14 protein-coding genes are annotated in these 16,366 nt (G+C 69.9%); 6 read left to right on the top strand and 8 right to left on the bottom strand.

From position 1 onward, the window contains the following. Nucleotides 1-18: 18 nt before the first annotated feature. The gene (fbaA, locus tag ACWPN7_RS10300; RefSeq protein ID WP_040138070.1) at nt 19-1,098 is read right to left on the bottom strand and encodes a class II fructose-bisphosphate aldolase; all 1,080 of its coding nucleotides are present in this window, start codon (nt 1,096-1,098) and stop codon (nt 19-21) included. A gap of 229 nt (nt 1,099-1,327) precedes the next feature. Between fbaA and ACWPN7_RS10295 the strand changes: the two genes are divergently transcribed. The 4 genes from ACWPN7_RS10295 (at nt 1,328) to ccoG (ending at nt 8,920) form a co-directional block, all read left to right on the top strand. Next, nucleotides 1,328-2,200 (top strand): SMP-30/gluconolactonase/LRE family protein, encoded by an 873-nt coding sequence (locus ACWPN7_RS10295; RefSeq protein ID WP_459197310.1) that lies wholly within the window; start codon nt 1,328-1,330, stop codon nt 2,198-2,200. Between the two features lie 296 nt (nt 2,201-2,496). Next, a complete protein-coding gene (gene ppc / locus ACWPN7_RS10290; RefSeq protein ID WP_492273267.1) occupies nt 2,497-5,316 on the top strand; it encodes a phosphoenolpyruvate carboxylase in 2,820 nt (939 codons plus the stop codon). 469 nt (nt 5,317-5,785) lie between these two features. Then, nucleotides 5,786-7,234 carry an aminotransferase-like domain-containing protein gene (locus ACWPN7_RS10285; protein ID WP_459197308.1) on the top strand — a complete coding sequence of 483 codons (1,449 nt, stop codon included), beginning with the start codon at nt 5,786-5,788 and terminating at the stop codon, nt 7,232-7,234. Nucleotides 7,235-7,423: 189 nt separating this feature from the next. Beyond that, nucleotides 7,424-8,920 carry a cytochrome c oxidase accessory protein CcoG gene (gene ccoG, locus ACWPN7_RS10280; protein WP_456530678.1) on the top strand — a complete coding sequence of 499 codons (1,497 nt, stop codon included), beginning with the start codon at nt 7,424-7,426 and terminating at the stop codon, nt 8,918-8,920. 6 nt (nt 8,921-8,926) lie between these two features. Here ccoG and ACWPN7_RS10275 read toward each other — a convergent pair whose 3' ends face one another. From ACWPN7_RS10275 to ACWPN7_RS10265, 3 genes are all read right to left on the bottom strand, one after another. After that, entirely contained in the window at nt 8,927-9,913 is a 987-nt protein-coding gene (locus ACWPN7_RS10275; RefSeq protein ID WP_459197307.1) for a potassium channel family protein, read from the bottom strand. A 105-nt stretch (nt 9,914-10,018) separates the two neighbouring features. Continuing rightward, nucleotides 10,019-10,621 (bottom strand): 2-hydroxychromene-2-carboxylate isomerase, encoded by a 603-nt coding sequence (locus tag ACWPN7_RS10270; RefSeq protein WP_014199879.1) that lies wholly within the window; start codon nt 10,619-10,621, stop codon nt 10,019-10,021. 83 nt (nt 10,622-10,704) lie between these two features. Further along, the gene (locus tag ACWPN7_RS10265; protein WP_040138062.1) at nt 10,705-11,418 is read right to left on the bottom strand and encodes a response regulator; all 714 of its coding nucleotides are present in this window, start codon (nt 11,416-11,418) and stop codon (nt 10,705-10,707) included. A gap of 230 nt (nt 11,419-11,648) precedes the next feature. Between ACWPN7_RS10265 and ACWPN7_RS10260 the strand changes: the two genes are divergently transcribed. After that, nucleotides 11,649-11,834 carry a hypothetical protein gene (locus tag ACWPN7_RS10260; RefSeq protein WP_035682515.1) on the top strand — a complete coding sequence of 62 codons (186 nt, stop codon included), beginning with the start codon at nt 11,649-11,651 and terminating at the stop codon, nt 11,832-11,834. A gap of 18 nt (nt 11,835-11,852) precedes the next feature. On the opposite strand, the gene ACWPN7_RS10255 is transcribed toward ACWPN7_RS10260, so the two are convergent. After that, nucleotides 11,853-12,254 carry a Rid family hydrolase gene (locus ACWPN7_RS10255; protein ID WP_459197305.1) on the bottom strand — a complete coding sequence of 134 codons (402 nt, stop codon included), beginning with the start codon at nt 12,252-12,254 and terminating at the stop codon, nt 11,853-11,855. A 253-nt stretch (nt 12,255-12,507) separates the two neighbouring features. Here ACWPN7_RS10255 and ACWPN7_RS10250 point away from each other — a divergent pair, with 253 nt between their 5' ends. After that, nucleotides 12,508-14,625, top strand: a complete 2,118-nt coding sequence (locus ACWPN7_RS10250; protein WP_459197304.1) for a hypothetical protein — start codon at nt 12,508-12,510, stop codon at nt 14,623-14,625. 16 nt (nt 14,626-14,641) lie between these two features. On the opposite strand, the gene ACWPN7_RS10245 is transcribed toward ACWPN7_RS10250, so the two are convergent. Genes ACWPN7_RS10245 through ACWPN7_RS10235 form a run of 3 tightly spaced genes read right to left on the bottom strand, consistent with a single transcriptional unit; the run spans nt 14,642 to nt 16,342 of the window. Further along, on the bottom strand, nt 14,642-15,340 hold the full coding sequence (locus tag ACWPN7_RS10245) for an NnrU family protein (protein WP_040138060.1): 699 nt from the start codon (nt 15,338-15,340) through the stop codon (nt 14,642-14,644). A gap of 46 nt (nt 15,341-15,386) precedes the next feature. Continuing rightward, the gene (locus tag ACWPN7_RS10240; RefSeq protein ID WP_407823900.1) at nt 15,387-15,860 is read right to left on the bottom strand and encodes a hypothetical protein; all 474 of its coding nucleotides are present in this window, start codon (nt 15,858-15,860) and stop codon (nt 15,387-15,389) included. A gap of 38 nt (nt 15,861-15,898) precedes the next feature. Next, complete coding sequence (locus ACWPN7_RS10235) at nt 15,899-16,342, bottom strand: PaaI family thioesterase (protein WP_014199887.1); 444 nt, start codon at nt 16,340-16,342, stop codon at nt 15,899-15,901. Nucleotides 16,343-16,366: the final 24 nt, after the last annotated feature.

Below are 16,366 nucleotides of genomic sequence, written 5' to 3'. Positions count from 1 at the left end.
CCCCTACATCCCGACGGATCAGCCGGCCAGCGACTTGCCGGCGGCGCCCAGATCGGCGAAGGCCTCGTCCAGGCGGCGGACCATGCCCTGCTCGCCCAGGCGCAGCCACTTGCGCGGGTCGTACAGCTTCTTCAGCGGCTTGCCCGACTGCGGGTCGATCTGATGGCGGAAGGCCGCCTCGTTCTCCAGCACGAAGCCGCCGATGGACTCGGCGAAGGCGAACTGGGTGTCGGTGTCGATGTTCATCTTGAACACGCCGAAGCCGACCGCCTGGGCGATCTTCTCCTTCTCCGAGCCCGAACCGCCGTGGAACACCAGGGCCAGCGGCTTGGCGCCGCCGCCGTGACGCTCCGCCACCAGGGCCTGCGAGGCGCCGAGGATCTCCGGACGCAGCTTCACGTTGCCCGGCGCATAGACGCCGTGGACGTTGCCGAAGGAGGCCGCGACCGAGAAGTGGCCGATGGGCGACAACTCCTCATAGGCACGCAGCACGTCTTCCGGCTGGGTGTAGAGGTGGGCGTTGTTGGCGGCGTCCAGGTCCTCCGACCCGATGCCGTCCTCCTCGCCGCCGGTCACGCCCAGCTCGATCTCCAGGCTCATGCCCAGCGGGGCGAGGCGCTTGAGGACGCGGGCGCATTCCGACAGGTTGAAGTCCAGCGACTCCTCCGACAGGTCGAGCATGTGCGAGCTGAACAGCGGACGGCCGGTGCGGCGGAAATGCTCCTCGCCGTGGCCGATCATGCCCTCGACCCAGGGAATCAGGCCCTTGTTGGCGTGGTCGGTGTGCAGGACGACGCAGACGCCGTACTGCTCGGCCAGCAGATGGACGTGCTGGGCCGCCGACACGGCGCCGAGGATGCGCGCCTGGAGCGCGTCCTTCATGCCCTCGCCGGCGTAGAAGCGGGCGCCGCCGTTGGACAGCTGCACGATCACGTCGGAGCGGTTCTTCGCCGCCGCCTCGAGGACGGCGTTGATGCCGTTGGTGCCGACCACGTTGACCGCCGGCAGAGCATAACCGCCGTCCTGGCAGGCGGCGATCAGCGCGCGGTAGTCCTCTCCGGTCACGACGCCGGGCTTCAGTCGGGTCGGGGCAGACATGGGTGAATTCCTCCCTCGGAAAAATACTGCCTTGAAACGTTGGTTCGAACTTCGGTTCGATCGTTCGGTCAAGCCCCATATGGGCATGGGACCGGCGAACGCCACGCGCTCTTTTTGCCACTTCCCGCGCCGGAACGCTGCAAAAGACTTGCCGCGAAAGTCACCCCGGGCCTGTGACGAAAAGACCCGCGGCATCCCGCAGGACAGCAATAGTAAGGAGATCGGGACCATGGACGCCCACTGTGTCTGGGAGGCGGGCGCAAGGCTCGGCGAGGGGCCGGTCTGGTCGCCGTCGCGCAACGCCCTGTTCGCCGTGGACATCCGCGGGTCGCGCCTGCTGCGCTACAGCCCCGCCGACGGCCGGGGCCGCGACTGGCCGCTGGAGGAAGCCGCCTGCTGGCTGGTCGAGCGGGCGGACGGCGCCGGCTTCGTCGCCGGGCTGCGCTCGCGCCGGCTGGTCTGCCTGACGCTCGATGGCGACCGGCTCTCGATGGGGCCCGAACTGCTGCGGCTGGAGGAGGACACACCCGGCAACCGGCTGAACGACGCCATGGCCGACACCGCGGGCCGGCTGTGGGTGGGCAGCATGGACGACGCGGAGCAGGATGCCTTGGGCGCGCTGTACCGCGTCGAGCCGGACGGATCCCCGGCGCGGGTGGACGAGGGCTACACAGTCAGCAACGGCCCCGCTTTGTCCCCGGACGGGCGGACGCTCTACCACACCGACAGCCCGTCCCGGACCATCTTCGCCTTCACCCTGGCCGCGGACGGCACCCTGTCCGGCAAGCGCGTCCACCTCCGCTTCGGCGAAGAGGACGGCTATCCCGACGGCATGACCTGCGACGCCGAGGGCCACCTCTGGGTCGCCCACTGGAGCGGCGGGCGGGTCAGCCGCTTCCGGCCGGACGGGACTTTGGATCGGGTGGTGCGGCTGCCGGTGTCCAACGTCACCTCCTGCGCCTTCGGTGGGCCGGGGCTGGACCAGCTGTTCATCACCACCGCCACTCAGGGCGCGCCGGACGGAGAACCGCTGGCCGGCGGGCTGTTCGCCTGCACGCCCGGCGTCGTCGGGCTGGCGCCGGGACGGTTCGGCGCCCCCTAAACAGGCTGCGAGTCTTGCCAGCGGATTTGATATACTAGTATAACTTTGGTGCTGAACAGCAGCCGTCACCGCATGGCGGAAGGATCACGCGCCGCCGTGGCGAGCCCTTCGGCCAAGTGATAGATCTGTGCGGACACCGCAGCGCAACCGGCACCCCCGGGTGGCGGCGTCCGCAACCGTGCCGAAGCCGTTCTCCCACAAGGGAAAAAGGGCTTTAGCGGGTGCAGCAAACTGCTTTACAGTTGCACGCCGATCCTTTCGACGGTTCCACCTTCGCACAGCCGGAGCGACCCACGATGACCACCGACGCCGCCCTCCATTCCACCGCTCCGGTCAGCGACACCGAAACCGGCACCGATACCGGCACCGACGACAAGGATTTCCCGCTGCGCGAGGACATCCGCCTGCTCGGCCGCCTGCTTGGCGACACGGTGCGCGAGCAGGAGGGCGACGGCGTCTACGGCGTCATCGAGAGCGTGCGCCAGGCGTCGGTGCGCTTCAACCGCGACGACGACAACTCCGCCCGCCGCGAGATGGCCGAGATTTTGAACGGCCTGCCGCGCGACACGATGATGTCGGTGGTGCGCGCCTTCTCCTACTTCCTGCACCTCGCCAACATCGCCGAGGACCAGCACCACATCCGGCGCACCCGCGACCACGCCATCGCCGGCTCGCCGGCGCGCGAAGGCACCCTGCCATACGCGCTGGAGCGGCTGGAGGCCGCCGGCGTCGCCCCGGACCGGCTGGCCGGCGTGCTGGACATCGCACAGGTCAGCCCGGTGCTGACCGCCCACCCGACCGAGGTCCAGCGCAAGAGCATCCTGGCGCTGGAGCACAAGGTGGCGTCCCTGCTCGACACCCGCGACCGTTCGCGCCTGACGCCGGAGGAGGCGGAGGCCAACATGGACGCGCTCCAGGAGGCCATCCTGACCCTGTGGCGCACCCGCATGCTGCGCCCGCAGCGCCTCGCCGTGATCGACGAGGTGAAGAACGGTATTTCCTACTACACCGACACCTTCTTCTCCGAGTTGCCGAAGCTGTTCTGCCGCTTCGAGGATCTGCTGGCCAAGCGCTTCCCCGACCGGCAGTGGTCGCTGCCGCCCTATTTCCGCATCGGTTCCTGGATCGGCGGCGACCGCGACGGCAACCCCTTCGTCACGGCACCGATCCTGCGCGAGGCGATGCGCCTGCAATCGACCGCCGCGCTCGACCACTATCTGACCGAAATCCACGAGTTGGGCGGCGAGCTGCCGCTGTCCGAGCTGCTGCTCGGCACCTCGCCGGAACTGGAGGAGCTGGCCAAGCGCTCGCCCGACCACTCGCCGCACCGCGCCGACGAGCCGTTCCGCCGCGCCCTGACCGGCATCTACGCCCGTCTGGCGGCGACCTCGCGCACGCTCGACCAGCATGAGGCGCTGCGCAACGCGGTCGGCAAAGGCGATCCCTACCCGACCAGCGCCGAACTGCTGGCCGACCTGGAGGTGCTGGCCGCCTCGCTGAAGGCCCACGGGGCGGGGCGTCTGGCCGCCGGGCGGCTGCGCCGCCTGATCATCGCGGTGAAGACCTTCGGCTTCCATCTGGCGCCCATCGACCTGCGCCAGAACTCCGACGTGCACCAGCGCACGGTGGCGGAGCTGCTGGCCGTGGCCGGGCGCTGCGCCGACTACGCCGCCCTGTCGGAGGACGAGCGCATCGCCCTGCTGGCCGAGGAAATCCAGAGCCCGCGCCCGCTCCATTCGCCCTACCACGCCTATTCGGAGGAGACGGCGGGCGAGCTGGCGATCTTCTTCGCCGCCCGCCAGCTCCGCGAGACCTACGGACCCGCCGCCCTGCCGAACAGCATCATCTCCAAGACGGACGGCGCGTCCGACTTGCTGGAGGTGGCGCTGCTGCTCAAGGAATCCGGCCTGCTGCGTCCGGGGGCGGAGGGCGCCCCGGCGCTCGGCCTCAACATCGTCCCGCTGTTCGAGACCATCGAGGATCTCCGGCAGGCCCCGGCGACCATGGAGCGGCTGTTCACCCTGCCCGCCTACCGCGCCCTGGTCACCTCGCGCGGGGACGAGCAGGAGGTCATGCTCGGCTATTCGGACAGCAACAAGGACGGCGGTTTCCTGACCTCCGGCTGGGAGCTGTACAAGGCGGAGATCGAGCTGGCGAAGCTGTTCGACCGGCACGGCGTGCGCATGCGGCTGTTCCACGGCCGCGGCGGCTCGGTCGGCCGCGGCGGCGGCCCCAGCTATCAGGCGATCCTGGCCCAGCCGACCGGCGCGGTGTCCGGCCAGATCCGCATCACCGAGCAGGGCGAGGTCATCGCGTCGAAGTACGGGCGCCCCGAGGTCGGGCAGCGCAACCTGGAGGTCCTGACCGCGGCGACGCTGGAGGCCACCCTGCTCGACCTGGAGAACCGCGTCGAGCCGGCGGAAGCCTTCTACGCGGCCATGGAGCGGCTGTCGGAGCTGGCCTTCGGCGCCTACCGCGGGCTGGTCTATGAGACGCCGGGCTTCACCCAGTATTTCCGCACGGCCACGCCGATCTCGGAAATCGCCACGCTGAACATCGGCAGCCGCCCGGCCTCGCGCACCAAGTCGGACCGCATCGAGGACCTGCGCGCCATTCCCTGGGTCTTCTCCTGGGCGCAGTGCCGCCTGATGCTGCCGGGCTGGTACGGCTTCGGCAGCGCCGTGGAGGCTTGGCTGAAGGAGGAGCCGGACGGGCTCGCCCTGCTCCAGCGCATGAACCGCGCTTGGCCCTTCTTCAAGTCGCTGCTGTCCAACATGGACATGGTGCTGGCCAAGAGCGACCTCGCCATAGCCTCGCGCTACGCGGAGCTGGTGGAGGACGTCGAGCTGCGCGAGCGCATCTTCGGCCGCATCCGCGAGGAGTGGCAGCGCACCCGCCGCCATCTGCTGGCCATCGCCGGCCATGACGAGCTGCTGGGCGAGAACCCGCTGCTGGCGCGGTCGATCCGCAACCGCTTCCCCTACATGGACCCGCTGAACCATGTCCAGGTCGAGCTTCTGCGGCGCCACCGCGCCGGCAGCAGCGACGAGCGGGTGCGGCGCGGCATCCTGATGTCGATCAACGGCGTCGCCGCCGGCCTGCGCAACAGCGGCTGACCTCTACGATTGCCGCTTCCGTCCCGTCGCTCCGGCGGGACGGAAGCGGAAGCGGCAAAACCGTGGAACGGCATCGAAAATGGGTTGCCACCCCCGATTTCCCGCTTGCTTTCATATTAATATATTAGTATGCTTCTTCTTGTGTTCAAGCGTTGTGGGCCGCCGGTGCGGCGGCCGGTGCGACGTCCTGGACGTTTCCTCCCTAGAACTCGAAGGCCATCGGGGTCCACCCCGGTGGCCTTTTTTCTGCGCACGCTTCGGCTGTGGAGCCTGTTGTCCCCGGTGGGAGGAAAGGAGGTTCCTATGCATCCGATCCCGCGCGACACCAGCCCGGACAGCCCGCCGGCCCTGCTGTCGATGCGGCGGCGGACCCGGCCGGTCGCGCTTCCCCGACGCGCACATTGACAATCCATACAATCACGGGTCTTATGTCTGGAAGGGAGCGCCCCGCCTCCCTACAAGGATCGCCATGCCGCCGCTTCCCGCCCCCCAAACAGCTTCCCAACCCATCGACTGGGCACCCTCGCTGGAGGACCGCAGCCGGCCCGTCTACATCGCCATCGCGGACGCCATCGCGGCGGACATCGGGTCGGGGCGGCTGAGGCCCGGCGACCGGCTGCCGCCGCAGCGGATCCTGGCCGACCGGCTGGGCATCGACTTCACCACCGTCAGCCGCGCCTATGGGGAGGCGCGCCACCGCGGGCTGGTCGACGCGCGGGTCGGGCAGGGAACCTTCGTGCGCAAGTCGGGCCATGTCCTCCCGCCCTTCGCCGCGGAGCCGCACACCACCGTTGCGACGGTGCCGCTGGCCGTCAGCATGGCGATGAACCAGCCGCCGCAGCCGGAGAATTCCACAACCCTGACCGCCCGCATGAACCGCGGAATCGCCGCGGCCACCGCGGCTCTGGGACTGCCGGACCTGCTGCGCTACCCGGACGGGGCCGACAGCCCGGACGACCGCGAGGCGGCGGTCCATTGGCTGCGCCATCGCCTGCCCGGCCTGACGGCGGAGCGGGTGCTGGTGGCGCCCGGCACGCAGGCCGCCCTGCTCGCCCTGCTGTCCGCCCTGGCCCGTCCCGGCGACACGGTCTGCGCGGAGGCGCTGACCTATCCCGGCTTCCGCGCCGCCGCGGCCCAACTCGGGCTGCGGGTGGTCGGCGTTCCGATGGACGCGGACGGCATCGACCCCGACGCGCTGCGCGCCACGCTCGCCGAGCACCGGCCCAAGGCGCTCTACTGCATCCCGACCTTCCACAACCCGACCACCGCGACCATGCCGGAGGAGCGGCGGCAGGCGGTCGCCGCGGCGATGCGCGACCACAACGTGCCGATCATCGAGGACGACATCTACGGCCCGCTGCCGGAAACGGCGCCGCCGCCGTTGGCCGCCTTCGCGCCGGAGCTGACCTACCACGTCGCCGGGCTTGCCAAATGCGTGTCCCCGGCGCTGCGCATCGCCTATGTGGCAGCGCCCGACGCCCGGCAGGCCCGCCGGGTGGCGGTGGCGCAGCGGGCGACCACGCTGATCGCCGCCCCGCTGTCCGCCACCATCGCCCGGCTGTGGATCGCCGACGGCACCGCCGAGGCCGTGCGCGACGCCATCCGGGCGGAGGCCATGGCCCGCCGGGCGCTCGCCGAATCGCTGCTGCCGGCGGAGCGGATCGTCACCAAGCGGGAGGCCTTCCATCTCTGGCTCACCCTGCCGGACGGCTGGACCGGCGGGGAGTTCACCGCCCACCTGCGCAGCCGGGGCATCTCGGCGGTGGCCGCGGAGGCCTTCGCCACCACCCCGGACGTGCCCGCGGCCCTGCGCTTCTGCCTGGGCGCCCCGCTGGACCGCGACGAGACCCGCCGCGCGCTGGAGATCCTGGCCGACGCCCTGGTCCTGCCCCCCGCCACCGCGGGCGTCATCATCTGAGGCCCATCAAAGCCTGCTTCAGAGTGTCGCATTGCTGGGATCGACCCCCGAAGAATCAGGATTTTCCATACACAGCCTTTATTGAATGCATTCAATCGCGCTTGCGGAGTCGGCGATTGAAGGCATACAGTCGGCGCCATGCCGCAGGCCACCGCTCGGGTGGTGCGGATGTTTGCGCAGAGGCACGCCATGCAGAATCTCGCCCGCTCGTCCAGCCTTCCCCCGCCGCCCTCCGCTCCGGCCCCGTCCAGCCCGGCTTCCTCGACCCCGGCTCCGTTCTACGCTTCGCACCAGAAGATCTACCCGAAGGCGGCACGCGGCCGGTTCCGCCGCATCAAGTCGGCGCTGATGGTGGGCCTGCTGGCGCTGTTCATGCTGCTGCCCTGGCTGCGCTGGGATCGCGGCGCCGGCCTGCCGAACCAGGCGATCCTCTTCGATCTGGACAGCCAGCGCTTCTACCTGTTCGCCCTCGAACTCTGGCCGCAGCACATCTACTACCTGACGGGCGCGATGATCCTGGCGGCGGTCGGCCTGTTCCTGGCGACCGCGCTGGCCGGCCGCGTCTGGTGCGGCTACACCTGCCCGCAGACGGTGTGGACCGACCTCTACGTGAAGGTGGAGGAGTGGATCGAGGGCGACCGCGGCGCCCGCATCCGCCTGGACAAGGGCCCGCGCGACGCCGGCTGGCTGGCCAAGAAGACGGCCAAGCACGCGGTCTGGCTGCTGATCGCCCTGGCGACCGGGGCCTCGGCCCTCTTCTACTTCGTGGACGCTCCGGGCTACGTCACGGACCTGCTGCGCTTCCAGCCGGGGCCGGTGGCGACCGGCTGGATCCTGTTCATGACCGCCTGCACCTACGCCATGGCCGGTTTCATGCGGGAGCAGATGTGCGTCTATGTCTGCCCCTGGCCGCGCATCCAGGCCGCGCTGCTGGACGACGAGAGCCTCACCGTCACCTATCAGGACTGGCGCGGCGACGGCCGGGCGCCGCTGCGCAAGGAGCAGAGCTGGGCGGGGCGCTCCGCCGAGGGGCTGGGCGACTGCATTGACTGCAAGGCCTGTGTCCAGGTCTGCCCGACCGGTATCGACATCCGCGACGGCCTGCAGATGGACTGCATCAGCTGCGGCCTGTGCATCGACGCCTGCGACGACGTGATGGGCCGCATCGGGCGCCCCGGCGGGCTGATCCGCTACGACACCCAGTCCGCCCAGGAGGCCAAGGCCGTGGCCCGCAAGCCGGAGCCCTACCGGCTGGTCCGCCCGCGCACCATCATCTACTCGCTGGTGATGCTGGTGGTCGGCGGGATGATGACGCTGGGCGTGCTGCTGGAGCCGACGGTGGACGTCTCCGTCCTGCGCGACCGGGCGCCGCTCTACGTCACCCTGTCCGACGGCGCGATCCAGAACAGCTACACGGTCAAGATCTCCAACATGACCCGCGCCCCGCAGGGCTACCGCCTGACGGTTTCCGGCCCCCGCGGCGCCACGGTGACGGCGGCCGGCGGGAATGCCGACGGGGCGGCGCCGGTGCTGGGCGCCGAGCCCGACACGGTGCAGACCCACCGCGTCCATGTCCGCGCCCCCGCTGGCGCCGCGGTGGCCGGCTCCATGCCGCTGACCCTCACCCTGACCCGCCTGTCGGACGGGGTGGTTCATCAGGCCGAAACGGTGTTCCTCGCGCCCTGACGCGGTTCACAGGGGACCGTCGCGGTCGCGGCGGTCCCGCGGGGCGGCGTGGCCGATGATGGCGCTGAAGCCGAACAGCAGAAGCAGGACGCCCATCACGATCTCGATCCCGCAGACCAGCCGCACCGCCCCCGTCACCGGGTGGATGTCGCCGTAGCCGACCGTGGCGAAGGTGACCAGCGAGAAGTACAGCCCCTCCGGAAAGGTCAGGTCGCGGCGCACGCCGTCGATGATGAAGTTCGGCTCCACCATGAAGCGGTCGAGGATGGTGTAGAAGGCGCCGAACATGATGATGCACAGGGAATAGAAGGTCAGGAAGGCGAAGGCCGGCAGCACCAGCCGGGAGGCCTGCTGGAAGAAGCCCTCGAACAGCAGCCCGGCGTCGAGCAGGAAGACGGCGATGTCGCGGGCGACGAGCGCGACGACGACTCCGATGGCCGACATCGACAGCAGGAAGATCGCCGTCAGCATCTCCGGCGACACCTCCCGCCCCGGCAGCAGGAAGGTCAACGCGCCGATGCCCCAGACCGGGGCCATCCACAGGAAGATGCGGTCGAAATGCCCGCCGTCGCGCAGGCGCCGCGACATCACGATGCTGCGGATCGTGTCGGCCCGCCACCACGCGCCCCCCAGGAAGGCGATCAGCGGGATCGCGAAGGCGGCGGCCTGGATGTGCGACGGGATGCTGTGGAAGTTGCTTTCCAGGAAGAAGACGAAGACGCAGGCGTAGACGCCGATGAAGTTCGCCAAGGCCAGGCTGAAGAACTGGCTGCCCGGAAACAGATAGTGGAAGGCCCCGACGACGAGGCCGACCGACCCCAGCAGGGCGAAGGCCAGATCGCCCGACACCGAGCGGATGGACAGGGCGATCATCCCCTGCATCAGTGCGGTCAGCACCGCGCCGGTCAGCCAAGACCGGCGGACGCGCGGCCGGGACGTATGGGCGGAGCCGGCGGCCTTGCTGGAGCGGCGGTCGGGGAGGATCTGGTCCATGCGCGAACCGGTTGTCGGTGATGCCCACCTTATAGCGCCATGGCCGGTCCCGATGGCAGGACTTTCAACCACCCTCCCCCAACGGGCCTTGCTGTGCGGCGGGCCTTACCAGCCGCCGGTGGACAGCCAGCGCTCCACCATGTCCAGACGGTCCCAGCCCCAGAAGGGCTCGTCATCGACGATGACGAAGGGGGACCCGAAGACGCCGCGGTCCACCGCCGCGTCGTTCTCGGCGCGCAGGCGGTCCTTGACGGTCTGGTCCTGCAGGGCCGCGGCCACCGCCGCCCGGTCGTGGCCGAGCGTGCCGGCGATCTCCACCACCGTCTCGGCGGGGCCGATGTCGCGCCCCTCCCCCCAATGGGCATGGTAGAGGGTGCGGGCCAGCAGCTTCGCCTGCTCGGGATGCTCGTCGGTCAGCCAGTAGAAGGCGCGCGACGCCGCGACGCTGTTGGCGGGGGCCGAATCGGGGTAGGTGAAGGGCGCGTTGGTCAGCCGGGCGATCCGGCCCACGTCATGGACCAGATACTCGCCGCGCAACGGCTGCTGAAGGTTCGGCTTCATCCCCGTCACCTTGAAGATGGCGCCGAGCAGGATGGGGCGCCACGTGACGGTGCGGCCATGCGCCGCAGCCAGCTCCTCAATGCGGCGGCTGGCGAAATAGCCGTAGGGCGAGGCGAAGTCGAAGTAGAAATCGATGGGGTCGGCCATCCGCGCATCCTCCCGGTTCTGCTTTTCCGGAAAGGCTAGCGCGCGCCGAAGGTTCCGTCCAGCCGCCGACGGCCGGACGGGCTTCAGACCGTCTTCACCTTGGCGTCGAAGACGTAGCCGGCGCCGCGCTCGGTCTTGATGATCCGCGGCTCCTTCGGATTCGACTCGATCTTGCGGCGCAGCCGCAGGATCAGCACGTCAATGGAGCGGTCGAACACCTCCGCCCCGTCGGCGCGGGTCAGGTCCAGAAGCTGGTCGCGGGTCAGCACGCGCTGCGGGCGCTTCACGAAGGCCGCGAGCAGGCCGAACTCGGCCTTGGTCAGCTCGACCTCGCGCCCGTCCTGGCTGCGCAGGCGCTGGGCGGTCAGGTCCAGTTCCCAATTGGCGAACTGCACCACGGCGCGCAGGTCGTCGGGGCTGCGCGGCGGGCGCCCCTCGCCGGAGACGCGGCGCAGCACGGCCTTGATGCGGGCCAATAATTCGCGCGGGTTGAACGGCTTGGTCAGATAATCGTCGGCGCCCAGTTCCAGCCCGACGATGCGGTCCACATCCTGGTCCTTCGACGACAGGATGATGACGGGAATGTGCGATTCGGTGCGGATCTGGCGGACCAGCCCCAGCCCGTCGCCGTCGGGAAGCCGCAGGTCGCAGACCACCAGATCGACGGGTTCGCTCTCCAACGCCTTCTTCGCCGCGGCCGTGTCCGGTGCGGTGGTCACACGGTAGCCTTCCGAAGCCAGATAGGACTCCAGAAGTTCGCGCACCGGCTCATCATCATCGACCGCGAGAATGTGCATGGCCGTTACCTCCCGTCCTCTTCATAGCTCACCGCCATGGGTGCACGCAATCGGTTACAACCCCGTAACAGGCACTCGTTGCACGACCGATGGGTGAATCGGCTGAAACATCCTGCCGTGCGATCGAAACGAAAAAGCCAGTTTCCTGAAATCACGCGGTCATCACAGGTTGGTTTATTCCTCTCAGCCGCGAGGCGAAAGGCAAAAGCCCGCACCGAAGGGGAACAACGATGCTCGTGCTCGACCACTGCCTGGAACGGATGGCCCATCTCGACCGCGCCGACCGCCTGCTGAACGAGGTGCGCGTCTACAACAGCCGCCTGCCGATCCGCGAAGCGCTGGCCCAGCACCGCGCGCTGCTGAGCGAGGCCCGCCGCCACATCGAATCGGCGCGCACGCTGATCGGCGAGGCATGAGCCTGCAGCACGAAACGCTCAGCAGCGGGCGGTGACCTCGATCTCGATCCTCACGCGCGGGTCGGCCAACGGGCAGACCATGGTCGTGCCGACGGGCGGCCGGTCGCGGAACTCCTCCGCCAGGACCGGCTGAACCCGAGGGAAATCGGCGGCATCGGCCAGATAGACCCGCATCCGCACCACATCCGACAAATCCGCATCCGATCGCCGCAGCGTCCGGCGGATGTTGCGCAGGGTCTGGCGCGCCTGCTCCTCCACATCGCCGGCCATCGTCCGGCGCTCCGCGTCGAAGCCGGAGGTGCCGGACACGAACACCCAGCGCCGGTCCGGGGCGCCCGCACTCCCGGCCAAAAGGGTCCGCGCACCGTTGCCCCACCAGCCGCCGGGGTCCCCTTCGCCGTTGCTCCCGTCACGATCCATGGCGCTTCCATCCCTTATTGTTCGCGTTCTTTACAGTCAGCAAAACCGCCTTGACGCCTTTATGTCACAGAGCGCCGAACCCGCACAAAGCCTGACCGGCGGCGGTTCCGCGGCATGTCGGCGCGGTTTGCGTCTTTTCGCCCGCCCAAATCTTTCCCAAATCCAAGCGTAAGCCGGGCCAGGAAGCCGGGTCCGGTCAATCGGGTCCAGTCAGGCCAAGAACGCCCAATCGTCCATAACGGGAGAAACCCGCATGTCCGGGATCACGAAAGCCGCCCTCTTCACCCTTGCCGTGCCGCTGCTGGCCGCGCCCGCCCTGGCGGCGGACCAGCCGCCGGGAGCGCTGGCGCTGAAGCGGGTGCTGCTGTCCACCGGCGGCGTCGGCTATTTCGAGCATGAGGCGCGCGTGTCCGGCGACGCGGCGCTTACCCTGGAGGTGCGCCGCGACCAGGTGGACGACGTGCTGAAGAGCATCGTGGTCTACGACGACCGCGGCGGCATCGGCACGGTGGACCTGCCAGGCCAGGAACCGCTGGAGACCGCCTTCCGCGAGTTGCCCTTCACGCCGGGGGATCTCGCCTCCCCCACCGCCCTGCTGAACGCCATGAAGGGGGCGGAGGTGCAGACCAGCGGCTCCCGCGCGGTGTCGGGCCGGCTGCTCTCGGTGACGGAGGAATACACCCAGCTTCCCAACGGCGGCGGCACCGTCACCCGCAACCGCGTCAGCCTGATGACCGCGGAGGGGCTGCGCCAGCTCGTCCTGGAGGAGACCGATTCCCTGCGCTTCGCCGACCCGCGGGTGCAGGCGCAGCTCGATTCCGCGCTGGCCGCCGTCGCCGGTGCGGCGGGCAAGGAGCGGCGGCGCCTGACCATCCGCACCACCGCCCCGCAGGCGGACGCGGGCGCCGAGCGGACCGTGCGCGTCGCCTATGTGGTCGCCGCCCCGCTGTGGAAGGCGACCTACCGCCTGACCCTGCCCGAATCGGCGAAGGGGAGCGAGGGCGGCACCGGCGACCTGCAGGGCTGGGCCGTGCTGGAGAATCTTAGCGGCGACGATTGGAAGGGGGTGGAGCTGTCGGTGGCGTCGGGCAACCCGGTCACCTTCCGGCAGGCGCTCTACTCCGCCTATTTCGTGAACCGCCCGGAGGTGCCGGTGGAGGTTCTGGGCCGCGTCCTGCCGCCCCCCGACGAGGGCTCCGTGGTCGCCGACGTGATGGCGAAGGCGCAGGATTCGGCTGTCCGCTCGCGCGCCGCCGCCGAGTCCGGCGCCCCCACCGCCATGGCCGCCCCGCCCTCGCCGGCCCCCGCGCCAGCCATGAGCGCGCCCTTCGCCGGGGCGATGCCCCAACGCGCGGCGGAGACCACCCCCGCCGAGAGCACGGAGGCGACGGCGCAGGTGCTGTTCCGCTATCCGCAGCCGGTGACCCTGGCCAACGGCGGCACGATGATGATGCCGATCACCGCCCGCGCCATCCCAGCGGAGCGGCTGTCGCTCTACCAGCCCAACACCCAGCCGCGCCATCCGCTGGCCGCACTGCGCCTCAGCAACGGCGACTCGGGCGAGACCGGCCTGCCGCCGGGCGTGCTGACGCTCTATGAGCGGCTGGGCGGGGCCACCGCCTATGTGGGCGACGCACGGCTGGCCACTCTTCCGGCGGGCGAGAGCCGAATCCTCAGCTTCGCGGTGGATCAGGCGGTGACGGTGGACCGCTCCGAGCAGCCGAGCCGCACCCTGTCCCGCGCCACCCTGGCCGACGGGGTGCTGCAGCTGACCGTGACCGACCGCCAGACCACCACCTATCGAATCGCCGGCGCGGCGGGCGAGGACCGCACCGTCATCGTCGAGCATCCGCGGCGTTCCGGCTGGGAGCTGGTGCCGCCTTCGGGTGGGGCCACCGGCGGGGCCGCTCCCGACCTGACGGCCGACGCCTACCGTCTGCCCGTGGCGGTGCCCGCCGGCCAGACGGTGACCCTTGCGGTCGCGCTGGAGCGCCCACGGATCGAACGCTTCGGCATCTCGGAGATGTCGCCGGAGCAGGTGCGGGCCTACGCCTCCTCCACGGAGCTGCCGCCCGCGGCCCGCGAGGCCCTGGCCAAGGTCGCGACCCTGCGCGGCGCCGTCGCCGACAAGGAGCGCCGCGTCGGCGAGTTGGAGCGTGAACAGGCGGAGATCGGCAAGGAGCAGGAGCGGCTGCGCCAGAATCTCGCCACGCTGCCGCGCGACAGCGACCTGTTCAAGCGGACCATCGCCAAGATGGGCGAGCAGGAAACCCGCCTGGACGGCCTGTCCCGCGAGCTGGCCACCGCCCGCAAGGAGGCCGACACCGCCCGCAACACGCTGCGCGATCAGGTGCGCGGCATGACGTTCTGAGTGTAAAGGCGGAGCGTCACCAGGGCAGCGGCGACACGCCGAACAGCATCCGGTGCAGGTGCAGCAGCCCGCCATAGACCAGAAGAGCCACCGCCGGGCGCCACCAGCCGATCTCTCGCCAGACGAGGCTTTGGCGCCCGGCCAGGATCGCCGCGAAGGGCAGGTTGGACGTCCGCGCAGCGTAGCGGTCCCAATCGGCCCCCAACCGCCGCGCCAGCTTCGCGTCGATCAGGACGCTGCCGCCCAGCGCCAGCAGGGCGAGCGTGCCGAACAGGATCAACGAGGCGAGATCCCCGTTCGGCACCATATGGGCGACCGCCCACAGCCCGACGCCCCACAGGAACGGGTTGCGCGTCACCCGCAGGATGCCGCGGACCGGCTCCCGGTCGCCGGCCAGCAGCCTCTCCTGCCCGACCGAGGTCGGGTTCGGGGTGGAGAGGCCGGCGACGAGCAGGAACAGCGCCACCGGCACCAGCAGGACCGGCACCCAGGCCAGCCCGCCGACGGGCGGCCACACCGGCACATGGGGCGCCGCGTTGTAGGCCGCCACCAGCCACCAGAAGGCCAGCGCCGAGACCAGCGAATAGAGGCCGAGATAGGGCTTCTCGCCCAGCCGTCCGACCAGGGCCGCGCGCAGCGGCGTGCTGGAAATGCCGAAATGCGTCAGCAGCAGGAACAGCCCCGCGGCGGACAGATGGGCAATGGTCCCGGTCATGAGCGGTCTCCCGGTCGCGTCCTACAACCCTCGTCAGGCGCCCTCGTCAGGCGCCCTTTTCCAGCGTCGTGCCGCTGCAATAGGCCCAATCGTCGCCGTGCAGGCCGAAGAACAGGGCCACCGGCTGCTTGCCGGAGCGGTCGATGACCACGCGGAAGCGGTTGCCGGTGCAGGCGCCCGCCGCCTGCTTCTGGTAGGGCAGCTTGACGCTCTTGGATTTCAGGCAGGAATCGGCGGCCTTGGGCGGGTTGGCCGACGCGTCGATGCGCTTGCCGTTCAGCACCATGTAGTAGTTGGTGGCCTGCCCGCCCTTGACCTCGGCCTTCACCTCGATCTTGCCGAATCGGGACTTGTAGAGGCCGGCGTCGGTTTCCCCGTCCGGCGCGCCGGGGGCGATGGCGCGGAAGGACACGGCGCCGCAGGCCGGCGGCTCCTTCTTCTGGGCAAGGGCCGGCTGGGCAAGCGCAATGGTGGCGATGCCCGCGACCAACGCGGCACCGAAAAGACGCGACAGCGGCATGCGAACCTCCTGGATCGGATGGAAGGGGTTGGGACGGGTCAGGCGGGAGCTTGGCAGAACAGGGTCTGCTGCATGATGGCGCAGTCCTTTTCCACCCCGCCGTCGAGCATCGAGATCTCGACGCTGGTGACGGTCAGGGTGCGGCCCGGCTTCAACACGCGGGCGCGGGCGATCATCACCTCGCCCTTGGCCGGCGACATCAGATTGACCTTGAACTCCACCGCCAGGACCTCGCTGCCCGCCGGCATCAGCGTGTAGCCGGCGTAGCCCCCGGCGTTGTCGGCCAGCGTGCTGACCATGCCCGCGTGGAAGAAGCCGTGCTGCTGCGTCAGGTCGGCGCGGAACGGCAGGCGCATCTCGCAGAAGCCAGGCTCCAGCCGCGTCAGCTCGATCCCCAGCGTCTTGCAGATCGGCTGGCGTTCGAAGCCGGCGCGGCAGCGCGCCTCCCAGTCCGGATCGCGCGGTTCGAAGGTCTTGGGCACGTCTCGGGTCTCTCTGATTGTGTT

This window comes from Azospirillum sp. UENF 312511 (assembly GCF_058780635.1).
This window is presented reverse-complemented; position numbering and strand designations above follow the sequence as displayed.